Genomic DNA, 26,200 nt, shown 5'->3' on the forward strand with positions numbered 1-26,200 from the left:
TCCGAACCCGATGTCTCTGCTTCGTCCGCCAAAGCCTAGGCGTTTCCTTCCGGCACACCATCAACTGACACGTGCTGACACAAATGCAGCCGGCAAAAGGCGGCGCCGGAAGGCATCGCGCCCATCGCACCACCGGCGGTGAATTTCGCGCCTTGACATTCGCAGCCTCGCGCCCGACTTCCTAGCGTCCGAGGAGACCACGCCATGCCAGAGCCCCGACGATCGACGATCGATGCCGGAGAGGTGGAACGCTTTTCCGCCCTTGCCGCCGAATGGTGGAACCCGAACGGCAAGTTCCGCCCGTTGCACAAGTTCAACCCGATCCGGCTTGCCTATGTCCGCGACCAGGTGGCGGCCCGCTTCGGCCGCGATCCGCGTGCGGCACGGCCGTTCGAAGGCCTGCGCTTCCTTGACATCGGCTGCGGCGGCGGGCTTTTGTGCGAGCCGATGGCGCGGCTTGGCGCCGAAGTGGTCGGCGCCGATGCCTCCGCCACCAACATCGAAGTGGCCAAGCTGCATGCGGCGGAAGTCGGCGTGAGCGTGGATTATCGCGCCACGACCGCGGAAGACCTGGCCGATGCCGGCGAAAAATTCGACGTCATCCTCAACATGGAAGTGGTCGAGCATGTCGCCAATGTCGATCTGTTCCTGGCCAAATGCGGCGAGATGGTCGAGCCTGGCGGCATTATGTTCGTCGCCACCATCAACCGCACGCTGAAGGCCCTGGGCCTGGCCATCATCGGCGCCGAATATGTGCTGCGTTGGCTGCCACGCGGCACCCACCAGTTCGGCAAGCTGGTGCGCCCCGAGGAACTGGAAAAGGCGCTTGCCGGCGCCGGTCTGACCGTCATCGACCGCACCGGCGTCACCTACAACCCGCTCGCCGACCGCTGGCAGCGCTCGAAGGACATGGACGTCAACTACATGGTGCTGGCGGAGAAGGCATCCGTCTGAAGCTTACGCCTTCTGGCCCCTATGGCCTCTGGCTTTGCGCCTTGGTGGTGATGAACACGCCGGCGGTGATGATGACGGCACCGGCCCAGGTCAGCAGTTGATAGCGCTCGCCGAGGAAGAGGGTCCCGGCAAACAGCCCGACCGCCGCCGCGACATAGCCGATCTGGCTGAGATAGACCGGGCCGCCGACCGCTTGCAGGCGGAAGAAGAAGGCGAACATCGCCGAGGCTGATGCCACCTGTGCCGCTGCGACCAGCGGCACGCCGCCGAGCGAGCCGAATGCATTGCCGCCAAGCAGGACCAGAATGCCGGCAAACAGCATCAAGGCTGCTGCCAGGTGGCTGCCGACGGCGAGCTCGATCGGGCCGGTGCCTTCGGGCCAGTCGACGGTGCGGTAAATGTTGCCGGCGGCGAGGCTGACCGGGATGAGCAGGCCCATCGCAACCCAGAAAAATTCGGCCGGCTGGCCCGCTTCGCCGCGCGTCACCGCCACCATGACTGCGCCGACGAAACCGACGACTATGCCGACGATGCCCAGCATGGTCGGGCGCCTGACGCCGAGCAGCATCGAGAACACCAGCGTGACGACCGGCGACAGCGTGAACATGATGCCGCTGTAGCCGGCGCCCAGATGCGGAATGGCTGAAAACATCAGCAGATTGGGGATTGCATATGAGACGGCCGCGGTGACGAAGAAATAGCGCAGCCTGTGCGGCGTAAGCCGCATGCGCTTCCCGTTGAGCAGCAATGCGCACAAAAGCACGCCGCCGGCACCAAGCGAGATGACGAAGGCCCAGACCATGGCGGCCACGCCGGCCGCCGTCGCGATCTTGCCGAACGGCAGCGTCAGGCCGAGCAGTCCACCGGTGACGACCAGAAGGCCAAGCGCCGAGTCCCAGAGAAATTTCATCGCACCGTCCCGTCGCCCGTTCGCGGCCCTTGGCCTACACCAGAAGCTGAGGTAAGATAAGGTAAAGATTCTTCACGTCAAGATACATAACGGTGAGAGACATGGATCGCGCAGCAAAAGCGATCGGGCAATGGAAAAAGGAACGGCCGGATCTCGATGTCTCGCCGATGGCCGTGCTCGGACGGTTGAACGAGGCCGCCTCGCTGATCGCACGAGAGCGGCTGGCGCCGCTGTTTGCAAGTTACGGGCTGCAATCCGGAGAATTCGATGTGCTGGCGACGCTGCGTCGTTCCGGGCCGCCATACGCGCTGACGCCGACGGCTCTCTACGAGGCGACGATGGTGACGTCGGGCGCGATGACCAACCGCCTCGATCGGCTCGAGAAATCCGGCCTGATCAAGCGCGGGCCGCACCCCGACGATCGCCGCGGCATTGTCGTGCAGCTGACTAAAAAGGGTCTGGCGCTGATTGACGAGGCGGTTACCGCTCACGTCGCCAACGAGCACCAGATACTTTCCTGCCTGATACGCCCGGAGCAGATCATGCTGGCTCGCCTGCTCGAAAAATTGATAGCGAGCCTAGGCTAACCCAAACGGTAACCACTGGGACTCTGCGATTATTGCATTGGGAGTCGTAACTGCCAGGGGACTTTGCCGATGACAGAACATGCAGTCGTGATTGCCGGAGGAGGTCCGACGGGCCTAACCCTGGCAGGCGAGTTGGCGTTGGCAGGCATCGACGTAGCCATTGTCGAACGCCGCCCGAACCAAGAGCTTGCCGGTTCGCGTGCTGGAGGTCTGAGCTCACGCACTCTCGAAGTTTTCGATCAGCGCGGCATCGCGGACCGGTTCCTCGCGGAAGGACAAATAGCCCAAGTCACGGGATTCGCGGCGATGCGTTTAGACATCAGCGATTTTCCGACCCGCCACAACTACGGGCTGGCGCTGAGACAGAAACACATTGAGCGCATTCTCGCTGGATGGGTCAGCGAGCTGGCAGTGCCGATCTATCGCGCCCGTGAATTGACGTGTTTCGTGCAGGACGACGCCGGCGTCACCATCGAACTGTCCGATGGTGCGTCGCTGCGGGCAAGCTATCTCGTCGGGTGTGATGGAGGCCGCAGTCTGGTCCGCAAAGCTGCTGGCATTGAGTTTCGAGGATGGGATGCGACGACCAGCAGCATCCTCGCCGAGGCCGAGATGGCGGAGGAGCCGCCACTGGGCATTCATCGCACCGCACTTGGCATCCATGCCTTCGGCAGGGAAGAGTACGAAATTCGTGACGGCAAGGTCGTCTTTGCCGATAAAGGTCCCATAGGCGTCATGGTCACTGAAAAGAATGTCGGCGCCACGACCGAGCCCACGCTGCGCGATCTCCGCGAAGCGCTCGTCGCCGCATGCGGAACAGATTACGGAATCCATAGCCCAACCTGGATTTCCAGGTTCACGGACATGTCGCGGCAGGCGGCGGCTTACCGCAAGGGCCGGGTTCTCCTAGCGGGCGATGCCGCCCATGTGCATTCCCCGGTGGGCGGACAGGGCCTCAATATCGGTGTGCAGGATGCGGTGAACCTCGGTTGGAAGTTGGCCCAAGTGGTGAAAGGAACATCGCCTGAACGCTTGCTCGACACTTATCACATCGAGCGGCATCCGGTTGCGGCCCGCGTGTTGCGTACGACAATGGCACAGGTCGCATTGCAACGTACTGATGATCGCACTGAAGCCTTGCGTGAAATCGTATCAGAGCTCCTTGGGATGGAGGAGCCTCGCAAACGGATCGCTGCCGAGATGTCCGGACTTGGTATCCATTACGACCTCGGCCAGGGGCATCCGCTGGTCGGCCGCCGCATGCCCGACCTCGACCTGGCCACGCCTGATGGTCCCATGCGCGTATTTGCGCTCCTCCAAAATGCGCGGCCAGTGCTCTTGAATCTCGACGCGCCGGGCAGCCTCGACATCAAGCCGCTGGTCAGACCGCATCAAGTTGGTTTACGCCAAATGCGACGATCCATGGGAGTTGCCTGCGCTAGGTTTGGTCTCCGCTCCAACCGCAGTTTTAATCCGACCCGACGGATATGTTGCTTGGGTAGGCGACAGGACGCAGGATGGTCTTCAAGACGCGATGAACACCTGGTTCGGACCACCGGGCTAAAAACCGCAAAAACCAGTTAGCTCGAATGGTCAAACGGCTACGGACGGCAAAAACTCAGATCCTGGTCGCCGAGCCTCGTTTGGGCCGGCGAACAGCTCTGATCTTGCCGCTGTTTCCGCCGCCACAGAAAAACTGGTCGCCGCCATCGGATTCGAGCCCCGACACGCCTGTTCCCGGCGGCATATCGAGCTTCTCAAGGACCTTTCCCGTTTCAGGATCGATCCGTCTGACATCGCTCTCCTCACCCTCCCAGGTGCCATGCCACAGCTCGCCGTCGACCCAGCTGACGCCGGTGACGACGCGGTTGGAAACGATGGTGCGAAGGATTGCCCCTGTCTCGGGATCGACCTGATGAATCTTTCGGCCCCGATGCTGGCCGACCCAGAGTGTTCCTTCGGCCCAGGCGAGCCCGGAATCACCGCCATTGCCGGGCGCCGGGATCGTCGCCAGGACCTGGCCATTCTTCGGATCGATCTTCTGGATGCGATCCTCGGCGATCTGATAGAGGTGCTGGCCGTCGAAGGCCGTTCCGGCGTGTGCCGCGACGTCGATCGAGCGCACCACTTTGCCGCTCGCCGGATCGAAGGCGTTCAATCTGTCGCCTGAGGCAAACCAGACATGCTCACCGTCGAAGGTAACGCCGTCCACGTGGTCGACACCCGGAAAGGGTCCATATTCTCGAAGGATTTCGGCTGCGGATCGTTCCATAATTCCATCCTAGTAGCCCGGCAGTGGGCCGGGGAGTAACAAGATTGTCGGGAAACCCGTCAGCGGCGGGGTCATCCAGCGACGCGCCCGTCCGCGGCCGAACGACTGCACCTTGCCGGCCTGGGCGAGCTGCTCGAGCGCTCGCTGCACGGTACGCGAACTGGCTCCAAGCGCAATCGCCAGGGCCGAACTCGACCAAGACTCGCCGTCCGCGAGGAAGGCGAGCACGGCGGCATGCTCTTCTTCGACGGGTGGCGCCAGCACGACGACCTCACCTGCGCGGCGCGGGGCCAGCGCAAAGCCCCGCTTCGTCGCGCTCACATCCGCCAAGCTCCGAAGCTCCGCGCGAAGCCGCCCGACTTCGACGCGCAATCGTGCGCGATGTGATTCGTCCGCGTCCTTTCCGCGGAAAGCGCGCGCAATGAGCGTCGCTCTTGCCACGTCCCCCGGCCAGGCTTCGGCCAGCGCGCGGGCCAGCGCGAACAGCACCGGGCGGGTCGCCAGCGAGACGACGGTGTCTGCGACACGCACGACATTGCGGCATGCATCCACCACGAGCGCCCCCGACGCCAGGAGCGCTTCGACTTCATCGAGCAGGAGGGGCCGTTCCCCGCCACGCGCGACACGGCGCGCGGCCGGCGTGTCCAGCACCAGCGATGCGCTCTCCACCTCCGCGATCAGCGCGGGGATGCCCGCCGCGCGCGCCGCCCGCGCCGCCAGCCCGAGCGCGGCGCGCGCAGGACCGGTCCGCAAGCGGCGGATGGCGATGCCGGCGACAGCCAGCTCGTGGGCGGCCCGCGATGCCGGCGGCAGCGGCGACGGATCGAAGCCGTCCAGCCTGCGCTCGGCTTCGTCGAGATGGCCGATCAGCAGCAGGCGCCGAACGTCGAGGTTGCGCGCATGCGCGGCGTTGACGCGGTCGCCATGCTTTTCGAGCGTCGCCCGTGCGGCGTCGAGTGCCTTGGCCGGCCAGGTAAGGTCGCGCGAGACGAGCGCGATCTCGGCCTCGGCGACGATACACCGCGCGCGGGCCACGGCCTCCCTAGGGCTGAATGCGCGCGCCGCCCTCTTGAGAAGAACCTTCGCCCGAACCAGGTCGCCAAGCTGCGCCATCGCGATACCGCGCAACGCCAGCGCCGGCGCATCGTCGCGCAGCGCAACCCGCTTCAAGGCGCCGAGCGGATCGCCCGTCGCAAGCGCATGCGCCGCGGCCGTGATCAGCGAGTCCATCGGAATCCCGTCACACTTGTCACTCCCATGGCTTCGATGCCCGGCGCTAAGTCCATCTCACCAACCAGTCGTATCGACAACGGCGACTGTAGCCAACCTGAGTTGCGGCGCGCCAACGCTCGAACACAACGATAAGCATTAGGAGAGACGCAATGAAGATCGAAGGTACAACCATCCTGGTGACTGGCGCCAATCGGGGCATCGGTCGGGCACTGGTCGAGGAAGCCCTGAGCAGAGGCGTAAAGCGCGTCTATGCCGCAACCCGCCAACCGATGGCTCATCCGGACCGGCGTGTGACGTCCCTGACCATGGATGTGACCAACGCTGCGCAGATCCGGGAGGCCGTCGAGAAGATCGATGCTCTCGATATCCTCATCAACAACGCCGGCGTATCGCCCATCGATGACCTCAGCGACCGTCGTGTGCTCGAACAACAGCTCGCCGTAAACCTCTTCGGCTCGTACGACGTTACCCAGGCTCTGCTGCCGTTGCTCGCCCGGTCGCGGGGAGCCATCGTCAACATTCTGTCGCTGGCCTCGATTGCCGCCGTGCCGTTCAGTCCGGCTTACTCCATCTCGAAGGCGGCCTCGTTCTCGCTGTCGCAGTCGTTGCGCACCCTTTTGGCCGGACGGGGTGTCAGCGTCCACAGGGTCCTTCCCGGCCCGGTGGACACGGACATGACACGGGGCCTGGACATCGCGAAAGCCTCTCCGGAGTCTGTCGCGCGGGCGATCCTGGACGGAGTGGAGAACGGCGAAGAGGAAATCTTCCCCGATCCCATGTCGGAATTCCTGGCGGAGGGCTGGCGCAGCAGTGCAGTCAAGGCGCTTGAACGCCAGTTTGCAGCCTATGCGGAAGCAACTCCGTCAAGTGGTGGGCATGAAAGAAGCAGCGAAACGATTGCCCGCGAGCCCCATCCTTGCTGCTCGGCCTGAAATTGCGGACGCTTGTGCAGGGGGCGGCGGCATCGCCGCTCTGGGCGGAAGCGAATCCCCACAAGCGAAACGGAGCATCATTTTCGCTTGTCGAAATGCGCTTCAGCTTCTTGTCGCCTGATACGCCTCTGATATCGCCGCCGGGCGAAAAAGACGATCAAGTCTGCTAGCCAACCTGGAGCATTGAGATGGAGCAAGGCATCACGCGCGCTATCAATTTGCCGACCATTCATCGCTACATTGGAAAAATCCGAGGGTTCCGTTTGTCGAGCTTCGACCCATTGACGAATACTCGCCCAGTCCGGCAGTTTCGCCGCAAAAGCCAGTTCACGTCTCATGCAAACCCACTCCACCCGGTGGCGCAATTCCTCCTCATAGCCAATGCCTCGCTGATGGAGACGCGCATGCGTCGCCTCATGCACTATCGCGCTGGCGATCTGGTCGCTCAGCGTGTGCTCGCCTAGAACAAATCGCCGATCGAGCTCGCAAGTCGAAGTCGATTTCACAAATTGCGCAGCGGCACCTGGATTGATTGTAATCCAGATCCGTTTGAGATCGCGGACCAGACGGCTGTATCGAACAGGGTCAAATTTCTGAATCAACCGCAGCGCGGCGGCAACCTTATCTGCATCTTTCCCGCCGCTCTCGCCATTATAGAAAACTGGCAACCCATCGATCGTCCTCTTGTCGATCGACTTTATAGCCAACCAGCTGAAAACACGGATCACTACCTCTGAACCACGCCGCTTTTCAGTCTTCTCCGGATGGGGCAAGACTTTCCTCAGTTGCGGTCGTCGGGGAAGCTTGGAATAGGCATGAACTCGACGCCGTCTTCGGCGAGGCTCTTGGCCTCGTCCAGCGTCGCCTCGCCATAGATGCCGCGCGGATCGCTTTCGCCGAAATGGATCTTGCGCGCTTCCTCGGCAAATTTGTCGCCGACATAGTCGGCATTCTCGCGCACCTTGTCGGCCAGCGCCTTGAGCTGCGCCAGCGCCTGCTTCTGCGCCTCGCCCATGGCCAGCGCGATGCTTTCGCGCTTGCGCCCGGTGGAGACGGCAGGCGCCATCAGCGCCTTGTCGACCTTGTGCGAGCCGCAGGCCGGGCAATCGACGAAACCGCGCCTCTTCTGGGTGTCGAAATCGTCGTTGCTGCGGAACCAGGCCTCGAATTCGTGCTCGTGTTCGCAGATCAGGGAAAAGCGGATCAAGAGGCGGCACCCCTGAGCGGCATTGCCTCCGCCGAACCGGCGTTTACGGCAAAATCGCGTGCGTTTTTGAGATTCGGTATCTTCTTGCGCGCAGCGACTGACTGCGCCGGGTCGATCTCGGCGACGATCACCGCCGGCTCGTCATGCGCAGCTTCGGCGACGATGCGGCCCCAGGGATCGACGATCAGCGAATGGCCGTAGGTTTCGCGGCCGTCCTCGTGCACGCCGCCTTGCGCGGCGGCAACCACATAGGCGCCGTTCTCGATGGCGCGCGCCCTGAGCAGCACGTGCCAATGCGCTTCGCCGGTCTGGCGGGTGAAGGCGGCGGGCACCGAAAGCAGATCGGCGCCGGCCAGCGCCTCGGCACGGAACAGCTGCGGAAAGCGCAGATCGTAGCAGACGGCAAAGCCGAGCTTCGCGCCATTGACTTCGGCGACGACGGCCTCGGTGCCAGGCTCATAGGCGGCGGATTCGCGCCAGCTCTCGCCATTGTCGAGATCGACGTCGAACATGTGGATCTTGTCGTAGGTGGCAATCCTGGCGCCGTCCGGCCCGAACAGAAGGGCGCGGTTGGCAAGCTTGCCGTCGGCGCGCAGAATGGCGGTCGAGCCGATATGCAGGAAAATGCCGAGCTCCTTGGCCAGCCGCCGCGACGTCGAGACGACGATGTCCTTGTCTTCGGAGGTGAACGAGGCGGCCCGCGCTTGGCTGTCGCGGATCAGCGCGCCGGTCATTTCCGGCGTCTGGATATAGGTCGCGCCAAGGCCTGCCGCCTCGCGCACCAGCCGTTCCAGATCGACCGCATTGCGCTCCGGGCTGGTTCCCGAACGCATCTGGATCGCCGCCGCCTTGAAACCACCCATCGTCATGTCCTTATCTGGCCGAGCCGTTGGCGAGCAATTTGTCCAGCCGTCCTTCCGCCTCCAATTCGTGGAGATCGTCAGAGCCGCCGACATGCGTGTCGCCGATGAATATCTGCGGAAAGGTGGAACGGCCGTGAGCGCGGGAGATCATCTCCTGACGCAGCTCCGGCGAGAAGGAGGCGTCGTGCTCGGTGTAGGTCACACCCTTCCTGTCGAGCAGCCGCTTGGCCGCGGTGCAATAGCCGCACATCATCCGCGTGTAGATCGTCACATCGACCATCGGTCAGCAATCCTGCCTCGTTCCTAGGCTATATAGGCGCCGATTCGTCGGCCCGAAAGTCCCCCGGCAGCACACGCGCGAAGGTCAGTACGTCGACCGCGCCGGCACCGCCCTTCTTCAACGCCTTGGCGACCGCGCGGACGGTGGCGCCGGTGGTGTAGACATCGTCGATCAGCAGCACCCGGCGGCCGGCGATTTCGATCTCCGCGTCATCAGGCACTTTGAATGCGGCGCGAACATTTTCCTCGCGTTCCCGCCGCTCCAGCCCGACCTGCTGGCGCGTGAGTTTGACGCGCCTGATGGCTGATGGCGCGAAAGGCCGCTCCCCGAGCTGCGCCACCGCCCGCGCCAGTTCCGCCGACTGGTTGAACTGCCGCCTGAAGAAACGCCGCCAGTGCAGCGGCACCGGCACGACCACATCGGCCTCGGCGATGAGCTCGGCACCGGCGCGAAGCATCCAGCGCGCCATCCACGGCGCCAGATCGGTGCGGTCCTGGTATTTCAGCCCTTGCACCATCTGGCGGGCAACGCCGGAATAGGCAACCGCCGCCCGCGCGCGCTCGAACGGCGGCGGGTCGGCTATCGCCTCCGCCGAAAGGAACCCTTCACCCATACTGTGGGTGAACGGCGTGCCCATCACCGGGCACCATGGCCGTTCCAGCAACCTGAGTTTCGGCCAGCAGGCGCCGCACAACACGCCGGGCTGCGAGACATGGCGGCGGCAGCCGGCACAGACCGGCGGGAACAAGAGGCGCGCTGGCCAGCCCACTGCCTTGCGGGCAATGCTCTTGATCGCAATACGCTTGATCTCTGGCATGGGATCGGCCACGTGGTTGGTCCTCCGCATCACTATATCAGAGAGCGAAGCACAAGGACCTGCCCATTGCAGCCTGTAATTGACACCTCGCTCTGGCTGGCGCGCAAGCGCCGGGCACTGACCCGTCCCATCGCCGGCGCGGATTTCCTCATGCGGCGGGCGGCCGAGGATCTTGCCGACCGGCTCGGCGCCGTCGAACGCAGGTTCGGCAAGGCGGCCTCATTGTTTTGCCAGACGCCGGCTGCAGCAGAGGTGCTCGCCGAAAGCGGCAAGGTGACGGAAAACGTGCGCGTCGAGGCCGACGCCGCTTTCCTGGGTGGCCAGCCAGGACTGTTGGCGCCGTTGGAAACCGTGCCATTCGAGCCGGAAAGCCTCGACCTCGCAGTCTCGCTGCTGTCGCTGCAGGCGATGAACGACATTCCCGGCATGCTGGTGCAGGTCCGCCGGGCGCTGAAGCCGGACGGGCTTTTCCTCGGCGCCTTCGCCGGCACAGGCACGCTCTCCGAACTGCGCGAAAGCCTGCTTGCCGCCGAGACCGAGCTCTATGGCGGCGCCAGCCCGCGTGTGATCCCGTTCACCGACGTCCGCGACGCCGGCGCGCTGCTGCAGCGCGCCGGCCTGGCACTGCCGGTTGCCGACGTCGAGACGATCACGGTGCGCTACGATTCGCTATTTGGCCTGGTCGCCGACCTGCGCGCCATGGGCGAGACCAGCGCGCTTGTCGACCGCAGCAGGCGGCCGGGCACGCGAGCGCTGTTCGCGCGCGCCGCCGAAATCTATGCGGAGCGGTTTTCGGATGCCGATGGCCGCGTCAGGGCGAGTTTCTCGGTGGTCTGGATGTCAGGCTGGGCGCCCGATGCCTCTCAGCAAAAGCCGCTGAAGCCGGGCTCCGCAAAAATATCGCTGAAGACAATCCTGGAAAACCCCGGCGGCCCCTGAGCGCATCCTTGCGCAAAAGCTAAGCGTATCCCACGCAAAAGCTAAGCAGGTCACTGTGCAAAAGCGTTGGCAAGCTTGCTGCTGTTATCGCTGAACAACCACTGGATGGCGCCGGCAGCCTGGCCAATACCAGCGACAATGGCAAGCGACAGAACGGCGACGATCAAACCATATTCGATAGCCGTCGCACCCCTCTCGTCTTCTAAAAATCGTTGCAGCAACATTTTCATGGGCGCCTATCCCTCTTGCCCGAACCTAGCGCCGACCCGTTAAGAAAGGTTAATGCGACAGGCTTAACGCGCGGTGAACCAGCTGCATTCTAGGAACCAGCCGAATCCTGGAGATCTGTTGAGGGGTCAGCAGTCGCCGCTGCTTCTGCCATCGGCCCGTATAACGCAGACCGAACTGGGCAGCGGCTGCAGCACGCTCTTGCGTAGCGTATAGCTGTCGCGCTGGCCGATCGAGCCGGTGCTCATCGTATCAAGCCCGTCGCGGGCAAACTGCGAGCGGGTCCGGCTGTCGAGATAGGGTGTCGCGATCAAGGCCAGAGCCACCGCGGCCGAGCCGAACAAGAGGGCGATGCGCAATATTCCCATGCCGGCATTGGCGGCGCCAGGAAGGCGGTCGGGCCAAGGCGAGTCCCAGTCCTTTTCAAGGCTCATGCAAATCGCTCCCCAGCGGTGGAATCGGCGTGACCGCCTAGCGTCAATTTTTCACGGTCAGATAAATCTTTCATTAACGCTGCTGCCGGCGCGTTGCGGCGCTGCCCGATTTACGGCAGGTCGGCCGTTACAGCAGATCGATGAGGAACTGGATCAGCGGGGCATCGGCCGGCGGCATTGGAAAATCGCGCATCTGGCGCGGCCGCACCCATTTCAGCACCTGGCCTTCCTTCGGCTGGGCAATGCCGCGGAACCGACGGCAGACGAACAGCGGCATCAGCAGGTGAAAATCATCGTAGGAATGGCTGGCGAAGGTGAGTGGCGCCAGGCAAGGGATGTCGGTTTCGATGCCGATCTCCTCGTACAATTCGCGGATCAGGCATTGTTCCGGCGTCTCACCGGGCTCGACCTTGCCGCCCGGAAACTCCCACAGGCCGGCGAGTTGCTTGCCTTCGGGCCGCTGCGCCAAAAGCACGCGCCCGTCGGCATCGACCAGCGCGCAGGCCGCGACCAGGAGCAGGCGTTTGCCGATCGTATCCAAGCCGCTCATGCGCCGGGTGGCCGGCGATAGCGATAGCGATAGACTTCGTCGAATCCGAGCGAACGGTAGAGCGCCAGCGCCGGCGCGTTGTCCGCCTCGACCTGCAGCCAGGCTTCCCGCGCCCCGCGCAGCCGCGCCCATTTCAGCGCCGACCGGATGAGATGGCGGCCATGGCCCTGGTTGCGCACCGACCTGTCGGTGGCGATCTCGAACAGGCCGGCAAGGTCGCCGTCATGCACGCAGATCAACGTTGCCAGCGGTTCGCTGCCGGCCTCCAGCGCAAACAGCCCGGCCTCCGGCTGGATGGCGCCGATGATCTCCGACAGGCCTGGCCGCAGCGACACATCCGAGCCGCTCACCTTGAGCGCCGCGCCGATGAAACGGCTGATGTCCTTCAACGGAATCTGGTCCATGGCGTCGTCGAGCGCGGCGTCCGCCAGCGGCAGCCGCATGACCAGCGACTCCGCGAATATGCTCCAGCCCTCGCCGTCGAGGTACTTCGAAAGATCCGGCCCCGACAGCGGCGAGATGCGAAAGGTCAGCGGCCTGCCATAGGCGTCGAAGCGGCGGCTGGCGCGACCGATGCGCTCGGCAATGTGCTGGATGTCGCCCGGATCGAGCGGATTGACCGAGTTCAGCCGCTTGGCCGGGTGGCCGGCCGTCAGCCGAACCACCCAGGTGCCGTCATAATGGACGGCGGCCGCCGGCCAGGCGCGAAAGCCGGCCGCCTCATAGCGGCGCACGATCGCCAACACGCTTGCCGGATGTCTGGAAGCCAACGCCATCAGCTCCGATAATCGCCGTTTATGGCGACATATTCCTTGGTGAGATCGCAGGTCCACACCGTCGCCTTGCCGCGGCCGATGCCGATATCGGCGCGGATGCGGATCTCGTCGCGCTTCATATACGCCGAAGTCGCCTCCTCGGAATAGGCGGCGTCGCGCTCGCCCTGATAGGCCAGGCGGTTGTCGCCGAACCAGATCGACAGAAGGTCGCGGTCGGCCGGTTCGCCGGCCTTGCCGACGGCCATGACGACGCGGCCCCAATTGGCGTCCTCGCCGGCGACTGCCGTCTTGACCAGCGGCGAATTGGCGATCGACAGCGCGATGCGCTTGGCCGAGCGGGCCGATTTGGCCCCGGTGACGGTGACCTCGACCTGCTTGCGGGCGCCCTCGCCGTCGCGCACCACCTGCAGTGCCAGCGATTTCAGCACCTTGCCGAGGGCACGGCGGAAGGCGCCGAGGCGCGCATCCTTGGGGTCGGAAATTGCCGGCGCGCCGCGCCTGGCGGCAGCACCCGTGGCGAACATCAGCAGCGTGTCGCTGGTCGAGGTGTCACTGTCGACGGTAACCGCGTTGAAGGTCTTGGCCGTGCCGCGCGACAGGAGGTCCTGCAGCACGGATGCTGCGATCGGCGCATCGGTGGCGATGAAGGAAAGCATCGTCGCCATGTCGGGCGCGATCATCCCGGCACCCTTGGCGATACCGTTGATGGTGACGTCGGCATCGCCGAGCTTGACCGTCGCGGTCGCCAGTTTGGGATAGGTGTCGGTGGTCATGATCGCCTTGGCGGCTTCGGTCCACAATTCCGGCTTGCCGTCCTTGACCAGACCGGCCAGCAGATGGCTGAACTTGCTGGCGTCGAGCGGTTCGCCGATGACGCCGGTCGAGGCCAGGAACACCTCGCCCGCTGTGCAGCCGGCCGCCTTCGCCGCCACCTCGCCCGTGAGTGCCGTCGAGGCGCGGCCCTTCTGGCCGGTAAAGGCATTGGCATTGCCGGAATTGACGACCAGCACGCGTGCTTTGCCAGCCACGAGGTTCTGCCGGCAGAAATCAACCGGCGCCGACGGGCATTTCGACCTGGTGAACACGCCGGCGACGGTGGTGCCGGCGTCGAACACCATGGCCAGCAAGTCGGTGCGGTTCTTGTATTTTATGCCGGCCTCGGCGGTGGCGATGCGCACGCCCTCGATGGCCGGCATCTTGGCATATTTCTTCGGCGCGAGCGGCGAAACCTGTGTGGACATGGAAGACCCCGGGCGGGAAAAATCGCGAAAGGAACGCCGGTTTGCCCGATAGCACGCGCTGGCGCAAGGCGTTTCACAGCCGTTACGGGTGCCGGAAGCCTGACACCGCCTCATGCAGCAAGCAGGCTGTTGCAAATTTGTTGGCGTCGCTGCGACCGATAGCGCTATGATCCTGCCCCATGGGCAGGCTTGTGGTCTTGGCACTGGCGTTTCTGGGCTTTCTGCTGCTGCGCGCCGATGCGCAGACGGCGCGGCGCGTGGCGCTTGTGGTCGGCAACGGCAGCTACGCCGAAGCCGGCACGCTGGCCAATCCCGTCAACGATGCGCTCGACATCGCCGACAAGCTGCGCGCCATCGGTTTCGAGGTGATCGAAGGCAACGATCTCGGCAAGCGCGAGCTCGAACGCAAGATCGGCGAATTCTCCGATGCGCTGCAGGGTGCCGGTGCCGGGCTGTTCTACTATGCCGGCCACGGCCTGCAGGTCGACGGGCGCAACTTCATCGTGCCGGTCGACGCCCGGCTGGACATGCCGGTCAAGCTGCAGCTCGAGGCGGTGCCGATCGACGAGGTTCTCGACATCATGGAGCAGCAGACCAAGGTCAGCCTGGTCTTCCTCGATGCCTGCCGCAACAACCCGTTTGCCCGAAGTCTCAGCCGCAGCGCCACGACGCGCTCGGCGACGGCTCTCGCCGGTCTTGCCCAGTTCGAGTCGACACGCGGCTCATTCATCGCCTTCTCGACTGCGCCCGGCGCCGTCGCAATGGACGGGACGGGACGCAACTCGCCGTTTGCGGCGGCACTTTTGCGGCATATGGCGGAACCCGGACAGAGCATCAACGACATGATGATTGCGGTGCGCCGCGACGTCGTTTCGGCAACGCGCGAGGCGCAGCGTCCCTGGGAGCAGGGGTCGCTGCTCGAGCGTTTCGAATTCGTTCCGGGCGGAGACACTGCCCAGCAACCGAAACCGGCCGTCAGCCCGGCTCCCGCGTCGCAGGTGGCTGCGCTCGAACGCTCCGTCGGCGACGAGGGTGCCATCGAAAAATTCTTGCGCGAAAACTATCTGGCGCCTGATGCCAGGAGAATGCGCGAAACCGTCAAGCGGCTCTACGGCTCGTCGGCCATCATCTACGGCACGCGCTACGACAGCGAGGCGATCGTCAAGGTCAAGACCGACTGGTTCGCGCAATGGGCATCGTGGTCGTTCGGTCTCGAGCCCGGCAGCCTTGAGGTGACGCCGCACGGCAAGGACCGTGCCGACGTGGTTTTCGCCATGCGCTACGACTATGTGCCGAAAGACAAATCGGCGCAGTGCCTGACCGGCAAGGCGCGGGTGACGCTGGAACTCGTGCTGGCCGATGGCGCGTGGCGCGTTGCGTCGGAAACGTCGCAAGCGCTGGAATGAACATCAGCGGACCGCCGGGTTGATGAACCCGCGAAACGCCCGCTGCACGCCCGGAATCAGTCCCCAGATCATGATCGAGACCATCAGCGGCGCGATGACCAGCGTACGCTGCCAGATTTGCCATTCCTGCGTCAGCGGAAAAACCACATACAGAATGGCAGTGATCAGCGATACACGCCGAGCAGCACAAGCAGGGCGAAGCGCAGGCGCGAAAAGCGGGTCACGGCGGTCGAGTTCATCAAACTCTCCTTATCGTTACGGAACGTTCCGTTACATATAAAACGGATCGTTCCGTTTCGTCAAGAGTTGTATATGATGGCTGCGAAATCGCGGGTAAGGAAGAAGAGATGGGCGAAATCACCGATCCCGGGCGCAAGTCGGCTGGCGCACGGCGCAGCCCGGAAAGCGCCGATGCGATTCTCGATGCCGCCGAGGCGGTACTGGTCGAAGCTGGCTATTCCGGCTTCTCGATCGAGGCGGTGGCGCGCCGCGCACGCGCCGGAAAACCGACGATCTATCGCTGGTGGCCAAGCAAGGCCGCCTTGCTGCTCGACGTTTACCAGCGGCAAAAGCGCGTCGACAATCCCGATACCGGGAACCTTGCGGAGGATCTCGTCGGCTTCCTGAAGAGCTTGTTCGCGCATTGGCGCGACACGTCGTCGGGCAGCGTGTTCAGATCGCTGATTGCCGAGGCGCAGTCGGACGAAAAAGCCGCCGCCGCTCTCGCCGAATACGCAAGAGGGCGTCGTGTCCACACCGGCCAGATGGTCGAACGCGCCAAGGCAAGGGGAGAAATAGCTGCCGACGTCGATGCCATTGTCGTCGCCGACCTGATTGCCTCGTTCGCCTGGACGCATCTTCTGACGAACCGCCTGGACGAGGACGAAGCGACGCTGCGCAGGGCGGTCGGCTATGTCTTGAAAGGCATAGTCGCTGACGATGCCGGCGACGCCGCGCCGATCCGGCGGCGGCGTCGACGCATCATCGCTCGCCCTGCCAAATAGAAGCGACAGGGCGGCAGCGCGCCCTGTCGTAGCCCAATCTGGCCTATTTGGCGCTTTCCAGCGCGTCGACCGTCTTCTTCAGGTTCGCATCGGGGATGTCGACCTTGGCGTTGGCGCGCAGCGACTTGACCAGCGCGAAATACTTGTCGCGGATGACCGCCTGGCGCGCCTGGTCCTTGACCTGGTCGAACGCCGGCGGCTGCTTGGTGCGCTTGTCCTCGACCTTGATGACGTGCCAGCCGAACTGCGACTGCACCGGCTGGTCGGTATATTTGCCGACCGCCAGCGCAAACACCGCCTTGTCGAATTCCGGCACCATCTGGCCAGGTCCGAACCAGCCGAGATCGCCGCCGCTGGTCTTGCCGCTCGGATCGCTGGTGTGCTCGTTGGCAAGCTTCTGGAAGTCGGCGCCGCCGTCGAGCTGCTTGATGATGGCGTCTGCCTCTTCCTTCGTCTTCACGAGGATGTGACGGGCGTGCACCTCGTTGGTGGGCGGCGTGTTGGCGATTTCCTGGTCGTAGCGGGCGCGGACCTCGGCATCGGTAACCTTGTCGACGACGCCCTTCTCGACCATTTCGCCATGCAGCGCGCGCTGCTGCAGGAAGGCCATGCGGCGCTGGAAGTCGGGATCCTTGTCGAGGCCGGTGGTCACCGCCTGAGCCGCCATCACGCGGATTTCGATCGCCGCCGACAGCGCCGCGGCGCGGCGCTGCTCGGGCGGAAGCTGCGCGAACTGCTGTGACAGCTCGCCCTCGGCAAGCCCAAGGTCTGCCTCGGTCAGCGTCTGGCCGTTGATGGTGGCGACCACGGCGTTCGGATCGACCGGCTTGGCCGCCGGAGCGGGTGCTGCCGGCTGGGCAGGGGCGGCCTCCTGTGCCATCAGCGGCGACAGCGAGAGGGCCGATAGCCCGAATGCCAGACCAAGGCTGGCGAGCGACGCGCGGCGGAACAATACTGACATTACGATTATCTCCAAAGCGGGGTAGCTAGAGCGGAATGGCTTCCAGACCAGCAAGATTGTGGCGGAATTTGGCGCGGTCGACAGGGCGAGCGCGGCGTTGACATCGAATGAGCCCCCTCTTATCTGTCCAACGACTTTGCGTCCAGAACCGTTTTCCGGGCGCTTTTTGCGTTTGTCCGCGTTCACGTGGAGTTGATGGGGCCAGCCGGCGCCTGTCGCAACGACTTGGAATGCTATCGAAAGGGCCATTGGATGGTCAGTCTCGGCGGTCTCGCCCGTAAGGTTTTCGGCTCCTCCAACGATCGTCGGGTCAAATCGACCCGGCCGCGCGTCGAGGCGATCAATGCCATGGAAAACGAGATGCGGGCGCTTTCCGACGCCGAGCTTCAGGCCCGCACGGACAAATTCCGCCAGGACATCGCCAACGGCGCCAGTCTCGACGACCTCCTGGTGCCGGCCTTCGCCACCGTGCGTGAGGCCGCCCGCCGCGTGCTCGGCATGCGGCCGTTCGACGTGCAGCTGATCGGCGGCATGGTGCTGCACAATGGCGGCATCGCCGAGATGCGCACCGGCGAAGGCAAGACGCTGGTGGCGACGTTGCCGGTCTACCTCAATGCGCTCGCCGGCAACGGCGTGCATGTCGTCACCGTCAACGACTACCTGGCCACGCGCGACTCCGAATGGATGGGCCGCGTCTACAAATTCCTCGGCCTCAAGGTCGGCGTCATCGTCCATGGCCTGTCCGACGAGGAGCGCCGCGTCGCCTACGCCGCCGACGTCACCTACGCCACCAACAACGAGCTCGGCTTCGACTATCTGCGCGACAACATGAAATACGAGCGCGCCCAGATGGTGCAGCGCGGCCACAGCTATGCCATCGTCGACGAGGTCGATTCCATCCTGGTCGACGAAGCGCGCACGCCGCTGATCATTTCCGGTCCGCTCGAGGACCGTTCGGAAATGTACAACACCATCGATACCTTCATCATCCAGCTGCAGCCGCAGGACTACGAGATCGACGAGAAGCAGAAGACCTCGATCTTCACCGAGGAAGGCACCGAGAAGCTGGAGAACATGCTGCGCGATGCGGGTCTGCTCAAGGGCGAGGCGCTCTACGACGTCGAGAACGTCGCCATCGTCCACCACGTCAACAACGCGCTGAAGGCGCACCGGCTGTTCCAGCGGGACAAGGACTATATCGTGCGCAACGGCGAGATCGTCATCATCGACGAGTTCACCGGCCGCATGATGCCCGGCCGCCGTTATTCGGAGGGCCTCCACCAGGCGCTCGAAGCCAAGGAGCATGTGGCGATCCAGCCGGAGAACCAGACGCTCGCCTCGGTCACCTTCCAGAACTATTTCCGCCTCTACAAGAAGCTCGCCGGCATGACCGGCACGGCGCTGACCGAGGCCGAGGAATTCGCCAACATCTACAATCTCGACGTCACCGAGATCCCGACCAACCTACCGGTCATCCGCATTGACGAAGACGACGAGGTCTACCGGACGGTCGAGGAGAAATACAAGGCGATCGTCAAGGAGATCAAGGAAGCCCGCGCCAAGGGCCAGCCGACGCTGGTCGGCACGACTTCCATCGAGAAGTCCGAGCAGCTGGCCGAACGCCTGCGCAAGGAAGGTTTCAAGGATTTCGAGGTGCTGAACGCCCGCCACCACGAGCGCGAGGCGGCGATCGTCGCCCAGGCCGGCAAGCCCGGCGCCATCACCATCGCCACCAACATGGCCGGCCGCGGCACCGACATCCAGCTCGGCGGCAATGCCGACATGCGCATCGCCGAGGAGCTTGGCGACATGCCGGCCGGCCCCGAGCGCGAAGCCAGGGAAAAGGAAATCCGCGACGACATCGCCCGGCTGAAGGAAAAGGCGCTCGCCGCCGGCGGCCTCTACGTGCTGGCCACCGAACGCCATGAATCGCGCCGCATCGACAACCAGTTGCGCGGCCGCTCGGGCCGCCAGGGCGATCCCGGCCGGTCGAAATTCTTCCTGTCGCTGCAGGACGATTTGATGCGCATCTTCGGTTCCGAGCGCATGGACGGCATGCTGCAGAAGCTCGGCCTCAAGGAAGACGAGGCGATCATCCATCCGTGGATCAACAAGGCGCTGGAAAAGGCGCAGAAGAAGGTCGAGGCGCGCAACTTCGACATCCGCAAGAACCTCTTGAAATACGATGACGTCTCGAACGACCAGCGCAAGGTGGTGTTCGAGCAGCGCATCGAGCTGATGGACGGCGAGGGCCTGTCCGAGACCATCACAGAGATGCGCGAAGGCGTCATCGAGGAGATCGTCGCCAAGAACATTCCCGAAAACGCCTATGCCGAGCAGTGGAACGTCGCCGGGCTCAAGGCCGAGATCGCCGAATTCCTCAATCTCGATCTGCCGGTCGAGGACTGGGTCAAGGAAGAAGGCATCGCCGAGGACGACATCCGCGAGCGCGTCAGCCAGGCCGCCGAGGCCGCCGCCAAGGAACGCGCCGAGCGCTTCGGTCCCGACGTGATGACCTATGTCGAACGCTCCGTGGTGCTGCAGACGCTCGATCATCTGTGGCGCGAGCACATCGTCAATCTCGACCATCTGCGCTCGGTCGTCGGCTTCCGCGGCTATGCGCAGCGCGATCCGCTGCAGGAGTACAAGGGCGAAGCGTTCGAGCTGTTCCAGGCGATGCTGGGCAATCTGCGCCAGGCCGTCACCGCGCAATTGATGCGCGTCGAGCTGGTCCGCCAGGCGGCCGATGCGCCGCCGCCCGAGGCCCCCGACATGTTCGGCAGCCACATCGACGGCTTCACCGGCGAGGACGATTTCGAAGGTGGCGAGACGGCCGTGCTGGTCCGCCAGGAGACCAACGCCGTCGTCGCCCCCGAAGACCGCGACCCGAAGAACCCGGCCACCTGGGGCAAGGTCGGCCGCAACGAGGCTTGCCCGTGCGGGTCAGGGAAAAAATACAAGCATTGTCATGGGGCGTTTGCGTAAGGCACTGCTTTCCTTCGCCCCGTTCACGGGGAGTAGGTGCCCGAAGGGCAGAGCCAGCGTTTGCGATTAGCCAATCTCCCCACCTGAGGGGGAGATGGCCGGCAGGCCAGAGGGGGGCGCGAAGGATCGCGACCCGAAGAAGACAGGCTCAAATCAACCCCGAATCGCGCGCCGCGGCCGTCGCCTCACCCCGCGAAACCGCGTCCAGCTTGCCCAGAACCGCCGAGACGTGGTGATCGACCGTCTTCGGCGAGATGGTCAGGTGCTCGGCGATCCGCTTGTTGGAAAAGCCGCGCTCGATCAGTTGCAGCACCTCCATCTGGCGCTGGGTCAGGCCGGCGCGATTGGCGCGCGTGGTTTGGCGCGGCCCCCTTGCGATGCCGTTGACGCCGTTGCGGCGCATGATGTCGCGCAGGTGAACGGCGACCGGCCTGGCGCCGAGGCTTTCGAAAATCTCCAGCGCCAGGCGCTGCGCGGTCTCGTCGCCCTCTGCCAACGCCAGCCCGCGTTCGTAGGGCGCGTTCATCTCGGCCCATAGTTCTGCCGCCGCCTGCCAGTCGCCGGCGAGCAGCAGCCGGTAGGGCGCGGCCATGCCGATGGTGTCGCCTGGATCCATGTCCGGCGCCAGCTTCTGCCGCCACGTCGCCAGCTCGCCGAAACCCGCCCGCGTTGTCGACAAGCTCTCAGCCAGTGCGATCAGGCCGAGCGCCTCATCCTTGTCAGCCTGGCCGAGCCACGCCCGTTCGGCCATCAGCGCCGCATAGGGCGCCAGCCGCTGCAATTCCAATCCCTTGTCCAGGAACTGCGTCATCTCGGCAAAAAGCGGCTCGGCGGACGGGTCGCCGCGCCGTATCCGCAGCTTTGCCAGGGCGACCACGGCGGGATAGCGGACCAGCATCGTCGCCTGGTCGTTGGCGATCACCTCGAGCGCCTCGCCGGCAGCCTCTTCCCATTGCCCCTGGCGCAGCAGCAACTGGGCCAGCACGCCGCGCATATAGTCGCGCCAGGTGACGAGATCGTTTTCGACGCAATAGTTGATGCCGCGATCGAGGAACGACCGCGCCTCAGCGAAGCCGAGCTGGTTCATCTCGCTGCAGGCGCTGTTGGTGAAGGCGCGCGCCGCATGTTCCTGAAAATTCTGCTCCAGCGCGATCTCCAGGCTGCGGGCAAGGTGCAGCCGTCCGTTTGCCAGATCCAGCCACTGCTCGGCGCTGCCGACATTGTTGAGCGCGTGGCAGACGATGTCGGGCCGGTTCAGTTGTTCGGCGAGCGCAATCGCCTTGTTGCCGAGCCGCAGCGTGTCGTCGAGCCTTTCGGCCAGCATCGCCAGTTGCGAGAGGTTGGAATAGGCCATGGCGAGCTCCGGCCCGGCCGGCGCGGTCTCAAGCAGCTGAACCGCCTGCTCGCCAAGGGCATCGGCAGCCATGCGGTCGCCAAGCAGGTAGGCAAAGCGCGACAGCCATCTGAGGCAATCCCCTTCCTTCGCCGTATTCCCCTGGGCTTGATGCAGCCGGCGCGCCTGGTTCTGCGCGGCGATGGCCTCGTCGATCTTGCCGATGAGGTGGCACTCGAAGGCATATTTCTCATGGAGCGCCGTGCGCTCCTCCACCGGCAGGCTGTCGGCCTGCCGCAACACGGCTTCATAGAAGCCGGCCGCATCGCGATGGGCGCCGACGCGGGAGGCCTCGCGCGCCGCAACCGGGGCCAGTTCGCGCACTGCCTGCAGATTGTGCGCCTCCACCGCGTGATGCACCAGGCGGCCGGTGGAGACCTCACTGTTTTCGAGAAGGGCGGCCAGGGCGCGCTGGTTGAACTGCCGCCGGTGGCTCGTCGTCAGCATCGCCTCGATGGCGCGGCGGGCGATCTCGTGCCGGAACGCATAGCCGTCGCCCTGATCCTCCAACAGGCCATTGGTGACGCATTCGGCAAGCTGGCCGGCGCTGGCGACGCCGCACAGGCCCTGCAACGCCCAGGCGTCGGCCCGCCGTGGGAACACCGACACCGCGTCGAGCATCGCGCGGGCGCCGGCCGACAGGCGCTCGGCGCGCGCCAGAACCGCGTCGCGCACGCTTGCCGGCAGCGCCGTTTTTTCCTCGCATCCGCTGCACAACAGTTCGGTGACGAAAAAGGCGTTGCCCGCCGTCGCCCGGTAGATGGCGTCGCCATCACGCCCCGCCGCCTCGGCCAGCGACAGCACCGCCGACTCGCTGAGCAGCGGCACGTCGATGCGCGCGACGCTGCCTGCCGGTATCTCGCCGAGCGCGCGGCGCACCCGCATCTGTCCCTCGCTGCGATCGGTGCGCGCCGTCAGCAGCAGCAAGAGATGCCTGTTGGCAATGCGCCGGCCGAGAAAGCGGACGAAATCGAGCGTCGCATCATCGGCCCAGTGCAAGTCCTCGATCACCAGCAGGGTCGGCTGCGCCTTTGTCTCGAAGATGTCGAGCGCATCCGAAAACAGCGGCAGCCTCTGTCCCTGCCGATGATCGATCGCCTGCGGCAGCGCCCATTGCGCGTCCCGCGCCAGATCGTAAAGCGGCCCGAGCGGATCGGGTATCGACAGATCCTCGCAGGCGCTGCGGAATATGCGCGTGGCTTGCGCAGTCCGGTCGATGAAGGCCTCGACAAGCGCGGTCTTGCCGGCCCCGGCCTCGCCAGCAAGCACCGCGACGCAGCCACGGCCGCGCCCGGCATCGGCCAGCAGCCCGTCGAGTCGCTCCAGCTGTTTCTGCCGTTCCAGAAGCATCATTCGCTCACGCAGATCGAGTTCGCCGAAAAGGCGGACCCGCGATGGACCCGCCAACATATCCCCCGCTCATAACGCTGCCAACATAGGGAATCGTCCCGCCAAAAATGGGGAAAGGCTCCGATGTGCGCTCTTGCCGGGCGTGATCAATGTCGAGCCGCGCTCAAACCGGGCGTGACCCACTGGAGAAAGGAAGGCTTCCATGCCTCGCTATCTGATTGAACGCACATTCCCGGACGGCCTCAACGTGCCGATGAACGAAGCCGGCGCCGACGCGCTGGGCGGTGTCGTCATGCGCAATGCCGAAAAGGGCGTTACCTGGCTGCAGTCCTACGTGTCGCCGGACAAGAAGCGCAGCTTCTGCATCTACGACGCGCCCTCGCCCGAGGCGATCCGCAGCACCGCCCAGAAGAATTCGCTGCCTGTCGACAAGATCACGGAGGTGCGGGTTCTTGACCCCTACTTTTACCGTTGATGGCAGGCAAACCCCAAGTGGCGGACAAAAGGATGAGTATCAAACTGCCATTCGCGGCAATTGCGACATGCCTGATGGCATGCCGGTCGGCGAACCGGCGCCTGTCGTGGGAAACCCCGGCGGTTCCCTGCTTGGCCGTCTATGGCGGATCGCGGCGGCGCTGCCTTCGCGTCTGCTGGGCAGGCGGCGCCGGCTGCCCCCGCAAGACGATTATCTGAGGCAGGACATCGGACTGCCCGAACGCGAGCAGCGGCGCGAATACTGGGAATATTATTGGTGGGACTATTAGTACGCCGCGCCGTTTGGACGGGCTGAGACAAGCCGTGCAACCGGCCGCATCATTGCGGCCGACATGAAAACAGGACGAGCGACCTGTTTCGCAAAGTTCCAACGGACGCCGCAGCGTTGAGCAGACCCGATCGGTGCGCGTCCTCAAACAACCGGAGAGAACATGAACATCAATCTTTGCACCGGGCGCCTTGCCGCCCTGGCCATCCTGTCGATCGCCGCCACCGCTGCCCAGGCAAAGGACGGCAATCCGCTGGCCGACAAGGTACGCGCCGCCAACAGCCGCTTCGAGAATGTGGCGGCGGCAACCGCCGAGGGCTATGCGCCCATTCCCTGCGCCAGCGGCATCACCGGCGGCGCCATGGGCATCCACTACGTCAATCCCGGCTACCTCAAGGATGACGCGGTCGATGTCGCCAAGCCCGAAGCCGTGATGTACGAGCCGATGGCCGACGGCAAATTGCAGCTGGTGGCGGTCGAATACATCACCTCGAAAGGCCCGGCCTCGCTCGACGGACATCTGTTCAACTTCAACAGCGCGCCCAACCGCTATGGCCTCGGCCCGTTCTACGAGCTGCATGTCTGGGCCTGGAAGGGCAACCCGACCGGCGCGTTCGCGGACATGAACCCGAATGTTTCATGTGATGCGATGAAGGGGATGTAAACGGGGCTCTTCCTTCTCCCCGTTCTACGGGGAGAAGGTGCCCGACGGGCGGATGAGGGGCAGCGGGGACGTCCGCGGTTGGCCAATCTCCCTACCCACCCGAGCGGAGTGAGAAGCGGTCCGCGCAGCGGACAAAAAGCCAATTGCTTGGCTTGTAGGGCTTCGAAGGCCAGGCCAGAGAGGGGGCGCTGTCCCGCAGGCTTGACCCGCCAAAATCCCGCGAAGGCGGCTTCGTCCACAGTCATTTCCTCAACCATCTTCACCTGCACGCCGATCTTCTGGTCCTTCAGCAGGTCGCATAGTCCGTCGCCATCGATCAGGTCGATGGCCGGGAGTTTCGTCGCGCACAGCCTCGCGCCGGGCGCTCACATCATATGATGCGCAGCGGCGCGAGAATATCGTCGCGGTCTGGTCGAACCACCGGTCCTGCCAAACCCCAAATCAATCCCTCTAGTTCGTCTGGCGGCAGATGCAGCAATGCTGCGATCTCATGTTTCGTCATGCGCTCGCTCCAAAGATGAGCGAGAATCTTTCGCCAAACCGCCGACGTTTCGCGCTCGATGCCGTTCGGCTCACCGGTTCGATAGCCACGGCGGCCTAGTTCAATGCAGGCTGATTTGTATTGCCACTCCGTGAGCAGGCTCAATGAATGAAGCCTATACGCCATCGCCATCGCAGATACGCGCCAGCGGGCTTTCGCACGGAGGATAATATCTACGGTAATGAATCGGGGCACACGTGAACGCACGTCGTGTTCCGGCATCAAGAATGCCGAAGCGAATTGGTTTGCCTCGCGTTCGGCAAGACGTGACCGTTGCGCACCAGCGTGCCTGTGCATCACCAGATGACATAGCTCATGGGCAGAATCGAAAATGCTATGCTCTGGCGTCTTGTAATTGTTCAAAAAGATATAAGGCCTCTCGTCGCGCCAGAACGAAAAGGCATCGACAGAGCTAGTTGCTTCCGACAGAGAGAAAACCCTCACGCCGTGGACCTCTAGCAGGCCAAGCATATTGCCGATTGGTTTCTCGCCGAGATTCCAATACCCGCGCAGAGCGCGGGCGGCCACTTCCGGGTCTGTTTCATAGCTTAAGTCGAGAAGGTTGGTGTCGGGCAGGCTGAATTGCTCTTCAAGCCAATCACTAAGTTCCAAACCCAGGCGTCCTGCGTTGATCGCCGCATCCCGTTCCTTCGCGCTCATTTTTGAAAGACTGCGAAAGCTAACGGCTGTCGTATCAAGCTCGTCAGGGTCATCCAGGTGGAAAAAGGTTGCCGGGTAGTCCAGCGCGGTGGCAAGCTTGCCGATGCTCATCTCGTCGGGTTCGTTTTCTCCGTTTTCGATGCGCGAAACGGTAATCGGGGACAACCCCGCAGCTTCAGCGAGTCCTTTACCTGTCATCCGCCGTCGTTTCCGAGCGAGGACGACCCTTTTCGGATTGAATGCCATGACG

The 26,200-nt window shown here is 64.1% G+C and carries 27 protein-coding genes and 1 pseudogene; 11 read left to right on the top strand and 17 right to left on the bottom strand.

What is annotated here, in order from left to right; translation table 11 throughout:
• Positions 1–204 precede the first annotated feature (204 nt).
• On the top strand, positions 205–954 hold the full coding sequence (gene ubiG, locus NKI41_RS11205) for a bifunctional 2-polyprenyl-6-hydroxyphenol methylase/3-demethylubiquinol 3-O-methyltransferase UbiG (RefSeq protein WP_352682980.1): 750 nt from the start codon (positions 205–207) through the stop codon (positions 952–954).
• A 19-nt stretch (positions 955–973) separates the two neighbouring features.
• On the opposite strand, the gene NKI41_RS11210 is transcribed toward ubiG, so the two are convergent.
• Positions 974–1,864 carry a DMT family transporter gene (locus NKI41_RS11210; protein ID WP_352503215.1) on the bottom strand — a complete coding sequence of 297 codons (891 nt, stop codon included), beginning with the start codon at positions 1,862–1,864 and terminating at the stop codon, positions 974–976.
• A 101-nt stretch (positions 1,865–1,965) separates the two neighbouring features.
• Between NKI41_RS11210 and NKI41_RS11215 the strand changes: the two genes are divergently transcribed.
• Both NKI41_RS11215 and NKI41_RS11220 read left to right on the top strand, forming a co-directional pair.
• Positions 1,966–2,451, top strand: coding sequence for a MarR family winged helix-turn-helix transcriptional regulator (locus NKI41_RS11215; RefSeq protein WP_352682982.1), 486 nt, complete (start codon positions 1,966–1,968; stop codon positions 2,449–2,451).
• A gap of 69 nt (positions 2,452–2,520) precedes the next feature.
• Positions 2,521–4,015: pseudogene (locus tag NKI41_RS11220) on the top strand (FAD-dependent monooxygenase).
• Positions 4,016–4,069: 54 nt separating this feature from the next.
• Here the strand turns inward: NKI41_RS11220 and NKI41_RS11225 are convergent.
• Positions 4,070–4,723 carry a Vgb family protein gene (locus tag NKI41_RS11225; RefSeq protein ID WP_352471321.1) on the bottom strand — a complete coding sequence of 218 codons (654 nt, stop codon included), beginning with the start codon at positions 4,721–4,723 and terminating at the stop codon, positions 4,070–4,072.
• A 9-nt stretch (positions 4,724–4,732) separates the two neighbouring features.
• Positions 4,733–5,953 (bottom strand): helix-turn-helix domain-containing protein, encoded by a 1,221-nt coding sequence (locus tag NKI41_RS11230; protein WP_352682984.1) that lies wholly within the window; start codon positions 5,951–5,953, stop codon positions 4,733–4,735.
• 152 nt (positions 5,954–6,105) lie between these two features.
• Here NKI41_RS11230 and NKI41_RS11235 point away from each other — a divergent pair, with 152 nt between their 5' ends.
• Positions 6,106–6,888 (top strand): SDR family NAD(P)-dependent oxidoreductase, encoded by a 783-nt coding sequence (locus NKI41_RS11235; protein WP_352682986.1) that lies wholly within the window; start codon positions 6,106–6,108, stop codon positions 6,886–6,888.
• A gap of 77 nt (positions 6,889–6,965) precedes the next feature.
• On the opposite strand, the gene NKI41_RS11240 is transcribed toward NKI41_RS11235, so the two are convergent.
• Genes NKI41_RS11240 through NKI41_RS11260 form a run of 5 tightly spaced genes read right to left on the bottom strand, consistent with a single transcriptional unit; the run spans position 6,966 to position 10,067 of the window.
• Positions 6,966–7,661, bottom strand: coding sequence for a hypothetical protein (locus tag NKI41_RS11240; RefSeq protein ID WP_352682988.1), 696 nt, complete (start codon positions 7,659–7,661; stop codon positions 6,966–6,968).
• An 8-nt stretch (positions 7,662–7,669) separates the two neighbouring features.
• Positions 7,670–8,095, bottom strand: a complete 426-nt coding sequence (locus NKI41_RS11245; RefSeq protein ID WP_352471325.1) for a DUF1178 family protein — start codon at positions 8,093–8,095, stop codon at positions 7,670–7,672.
• Positions 8,092–8,958 carry a carbon-nitrogen hydrolase family protein gene (locus NKI41_RS11250; protein ID WP_352621689.1) on the bottom strand — a complete coding sequence of 289 codons (867 nt, stop codon included), beginning with the start codon at positions 8,956–8,958 and terminating at the stop codon, positions 8,092–8,094. Before NKI41_RS11250 ends, NKI41_RS11245 begins: the two co-directional genes overlap by 4 nt.
• A gap of 10 nt (positions 8,959–8,968) precedes the next feature.
• Positions 8,969–9,238 (bottom strand): glutaredoxin 3, encoded by a 270-nt coding sequence (grxC, locus tag NKI41_RS11255; protein ID WP_352491813.1) that lies wholly within the window; start codon positions 9,236–9,238, stop codon positions 8,969–8,971.
• A 28-nt stretch (positions 9,239–9,266) separates the two neighbouring features.
• A complete protein-coding gene (locus tag NKI41_RS11260; protein ID WP_352682990.1) occupies positions 9,267–10,067 on the bottom strand; it encodes a ComF family protein in 801 nt (266 codons plus the stop codon).
• 54 nt (positions 10,068–10,121) lie between these two features.
• Here NKI41_RS11260 and NKI41_RS11265 point away from each other — a divergent pair, with 54 nt between their 5' ends.
• The gene (locus tag NKI41_RS11265; protein WP_352453067.1) at positions 10,122–10,994 is read left to right on the top strand and encodes a methyltransferase domain-containing protein; all 873 of its coding nucleotides are present in this window, start codon (positions 10,122–10,124) and stop codon (positions 10,992–10,994) included.
• Positions 10,995–11,044: 50 nt separating this feature from the next.
• Here the strand turns inward: NKI41_RS11265 and NKI41_RS11270 are convergent, their stop codons facing one another.
• The 5 genes from NKI41_RS11270 to argJ form a co-directional block, all read right to left on the bottom strand.
• Complete coding sequence (locus tag NKI41_RS11270) at positions 11,045–11,224, bottom strand: Flp family type IVb pilin (RefSeq protein ID WP_023677981.1); 180 nt, start codon at positions 11,222–11,224, stop codon at positions 11,045–11,047.
• Between the two features lie 126 nt (positions 11,225–11,350).
• Entirely contained in the window at positions 11,351–11,656 is a 306-nt protein-coding gene (locus NKI41_RS11275) for a hypothetical protein (RefSeq protein ID WP_023677980.1), read from the bottom strand.
• Positions 11,657–11,783: 127 nt separating this feature from the next.
• On the bottom strand, positions 11,784–12,206 hold the full coding sequence (locus NKI41_RS11280) for a (deoxy)nucleoside triphosphate pyrophosphohydrolase (RefSeq protein ID WP_023677979.1): 423 nt from the start codon (positions 12,204–12,206) through the stop codon (positions 11,784–11,786).
• Complete coding sequence (locus NKI41_RS11285) at positions 12,203–12,982, bottom strand: GNAT family N-acetyltransferase (protein WP_352682992.1); 780 nt, start codon at positions 12,980–12,982, stop codon at positions 12,203–12,205. The genes NKI41_RS11280 and NKI41_RS11285 overlap by 4 nt, the downstream gene beginning before the upstream one ends.
• Positions 12,982–14,223, bottom strand: coding sequence for a bifunctional glutamate N-acetyltransferase/amino-acid acetyltransferase ArgJ (argJ, locus tag NKI41_RS11290; RefSeq protein ID WP_352682994.1), 1,242 nt, complete (start codon positions 14,221–14,223; stop codon positions 12,982–12,984). The genes NKI41_RS11285 and argJ overlap by 1 nt, the downstream gene beginning before the upstream one ends.
• Before the next feature lie 179 nt (positions 14,224–14,402).
• Between argJ and NKI41_RS11295 the strand changes: the two genes are divergently transcribed.
• Positions 14,403–15,629, top strand: a complete 1,227-nt coding sequence (locus NKI41_RS11295; RefSeq protein ID WP_352682996.1) for a caspase family protein — start codon at positions 14,403–14,405, stop codon at positions 15,627–15,629.
• A gap of 3 nt (positions 15,630–15,632) precedes the next feature.
• Here NKI41_RS11295 and NKI41_RS11300 read toward each other — a convergent pair whose 3' ends face one another.
• Positions 15,633–15,776 (bottom strand): putative antibiotic biosynthesis monooxygenase, encoded by a 144-nt coding sequence (locus tag NKI41_RS11300; RefSeq protein WP_352682998.1) that lies wholly within the window; start codon positions 15,774–15,776, stop codon positions 15,633–15,635.
• A gap of 200 nt (positions 15,777–15,976) precedes the next feature.
• Here NKI41_RS11300 and NKI41_RS11305 point away from each other — a divergent pair, with 200 nt between their 5' ends.
• A complete protein-coding gene (locus NKI41_RS11305) occupies positions 15,977–16,633 on the top strand; it encodes a TetR/AcrR family transcriptional regulator (protein WP_352683001.1) in 657 nt (218 codons plus the stop codon).
• A gap of 43 nt (positions 16,634–16,676) precedes the next feature.
• On the opposite strand, the gene NKI41_RS11310 is transcribed toward NKI41_RS11305, so the two are convergent.
• Positions 16,677–17,594, bottom strand: a complete 918-nt coding sequence (locus NKI41_RS11310) for a peptidylprolyl isomerase (protein ID WP_352456658.1) — start codon at positions 17,592–17,594, stop codon at positions 16,677–16,679.
• A 252-nt stretch (positions 17,595–17,846) separates the two neighbouring features.
• Between NKI41_RS11310 and secA the strand changes: the two genes are divergently transcribed.
• The gene (secA, locus tag NKI41_RS11315; RefSeq protein ID WP_352683003.1) at positions 17,847–20,579 is read left to right on the top strand and encodes a preprotein translocase subunit SecA; all 2,733 of its coding nucleotides are present in this window, start codon (positions 17,847–17,849) and stop codon (positions 20,577–20,579) included.
• 148 nt (positions 20,580–20,727) lie between these two features.
• Here secA and NKI41_RS11320 read toward each other — a convergent pair whose 3' ends face one another.
• The gene (locus NKI41_RS11320) at positions 20,728–23,382 is read right to left on the bottom strand and encodes a helix-turn-helix transcriptional regulator (RefSeq protein ID WP_352683005.1); all 2,655 of its coding nucleotides are present in this window, start codon (positions 23,380–23,382) and stop codon (positions 20,728–20,730) included.
• A gap of 142 nt (positions 23,383–23,524) precedes the next feature.
• Between NKI41_RS11320 and NKI41_RS11325 the strand changes: the two genes are divergently transcribed.
• The 3 genes from NKI41_RS11325 (at position 23,525) to NKI41_RS11335 (ending at position 24,749) form a co-directional block, all read left to right on the top strand.
• A complete protein-coding gene (locus tag NKI41_RS11325) occupies positions 23,525–23,797 on the top strand; it encodes a DUF4242 domain-containing protein (RefSeq protein WP_023677971.1) in 273 nt (90 codons plus the stop codon).
• Positions 23,798–23,864: 67 nt separating this feature from the next.
• The gene (locus tag NKI41_RS11330; RefSeq protein WP_352683007.1) at positions 23,865–24,086 is read left to right on the top strand and encodes a hypothetical protein; all 222 of its coding nucleotides are present in this window, start codon (positions 23,865–23,867) and stop codon (positions 24,084–24,086) included.
• A 162-nt stretch (positions 24,087–24,248) separates the two neighbouring features.
• Entirely contained in the window at positions 24,249–24,749 is a 501-nt protein-coding gene (locus tag NKI41_RS11335; protein ID WP_352683009.1) for a hypothetical protein, read from the top strand.
• A gap of 370 nt (positions 24,750–25,119) precedes the next feature.
• On the opposite strand, the gene NKI41_RS11340 is transcribed toward NKI41_RS11335, so the two are convergent.
• Positions 25,120–26,196, bottom strand: coding sequence for a helix-turn-helix domain-containing protein (locus NKI41_RS11340; protein ID WP_352683011.1), 1,077 nt, complete (start codon positions 26,194–26,196; stop codon positions 25,120–25,122).
• Positions 26,197–26,200 lie beyond the last annotated feature (4 nt).

Origin of the sequence: Mesorhizobium sp. M0601, from assembly GCF_040320845.1 — a bacterium.
In the GTDB taxonomy this organism is placed as follows: Bacteria; Pseudomonadota; Alphaproteobacteria; order Rhizobiales; family Rhizobiaceae; genus Mesorhizobium.

Bases quoted from the DNA above. Each gene is read 5' to 3' on its own strand.
- ubiG (WP_352682980.1), top strand. From the start codon at position 205: ATGCCAGAGCCCCGACGATCGACGATCGATGCCGGAGAGGTGGAACGC.
- NKI41_RS11210 (WP_352503215.1), bottom strand. From the start codon at position 1,864: ATGAAATTTCTCTGGGACTCGGCGCTTGGCCTTCTGGTCGTCACCGGT.
- NKI41_RS11215 (WP_352682982.1), top strand. From the start codon at position 1,966: ATGGATCGCGCAGCAAAAGCGATCGGGCAATGGAAAAAGGAACGGCCG.
- NKI41_RS11225 (WP_352471321.1), bottom strand. From the start codon at position 4,723: ATGGAACGATCCGCAGCCGAAATCCTTCGAGAATATGGACCCTTTCCG.
- NKI41_RS11230 (WP_352682984.1), bottom strand. From the start codon at position 5,953: ATGGACTCGCTGATCACGGCCGCGGCGCATGCGCTTGCGACGGGCGAT.
- NKI41_RS11235 (WP_352682986.1), top strand. From the start codon at position 6,106: ATGAAGATCGAAGGTACAACCATCCTGGTGACTGGCGCCAATCGGGGC.
- NKI41_RS11250 (WP_352621689.1), bottom strand. From the start codon at position 8,958: ATGGGTGGTTTCAAGGCGGCGGCGATCCAGATGCGTTCGGGAACCAGC.
- grxC (WP_352491813.1), bottom strand. From the start codon at position 9,238: ATGGTCGATGTGACGATCTACACGCGGATGATGTGCGGCTATTGCACC.
- NKI41_RS11270 (WP_023677981.1), bottom strand. From the start codon at position 11,224: ATGAAAATGTTGCTGCAACGATTTTTAGAAGACGAGAGGGGTGCGACG.
- NKI41_RS11275 (WP_023677980.1), bottom strand. From the start codon at position 11,656: ATGAGCCTTGAAAAGGACTGGGACTCGCCTTGGCCCGACCGCCTTCCT.
- NKI41_RS11280 (WP_023677979.1), bottom strand. From the start codon at position 12,206: ATGAGCGGCTTGGATACGATCGGCAAACGCCTGCTCCTGGTCGCGGCC.
- NKI41_RS11285 (WP_352682992.1), bottom strand. From the start codon at position 12,982: ATGGCGTTGGCTTCCAGACATCCGGCAAGCGTGTTGGCGATCGTGCGC.
- argJ (WP_352682994.1), bottom strand. From the start codon at position 14,223: ATGTCCACACAGGTTTCGCCGCTCGCGCCGAAGAAATATGCCAAGATG.
- NKI41_RS11295 (WP_352682996.1), top strand. From the start codon at position 14,403: ATGGGCAGGCTTGTGGTCTTGGCACTGGCGTTTCTGGGCTTTCTGCTG.
- NKI41_RS11305 (WP_352683001.1), top strand. From the start codon at position 15,977: ATGGGCGAAATCACCGATCCCGGGCGCAAGTCGGCTGGCGCACGGCGC.
- NKI41_RS11310 (WP_352456658.1), bottom strand. From the start codon at position 17,594: ATGTCAGTATTGTTCCGCCGCGCGTCGCTCGCCAGCCTTGGTCTGGCA.
- secA (WP_352683003.1), top strand. From the start codon at position 17,847: ATGGTCAGTCTCGGCGGTCTCGCCCGTAAGGTTTTCGGCTCCTCCAAC.
- NKI41_RS11320 (WP_352683005.1), bottom strand. From the start codon at position 23,382: ATGTTGGCGGGTCCATCGCGGGTCCGCCTTTTCGGCGAACTCGATCTG.
- NKI41_RS11325 (WP_023677971.1), top strand. From the start codon at position 23,525: ATGCCTCGCTATCTGATTGAACGCACATTCCCGGACGGCCTCAACGTG.
- NKI41_RS11330 (WP_352683007.1), top strand. From the start codon at position 23,865: ATGCCTGATGGCATGCCGGTCGGCGAACCGGCGCCTGTCGTGGGAAAC.
- NKI41_RS11335 (WP_352683009.1), top strand. From the start codon at position 24,249: ATGAACATCAATCTTTGCACCGGGCGCCTTGCCGCCCTGGCCATCCTG.
- NKI41_RS11340 (WP_352683011.1), bottom strand. From the start codon at position 26,196: ATGGCATTCAATCCGAAAAGGGTCGTCCTCGCTCGGAAACGACGGCGG.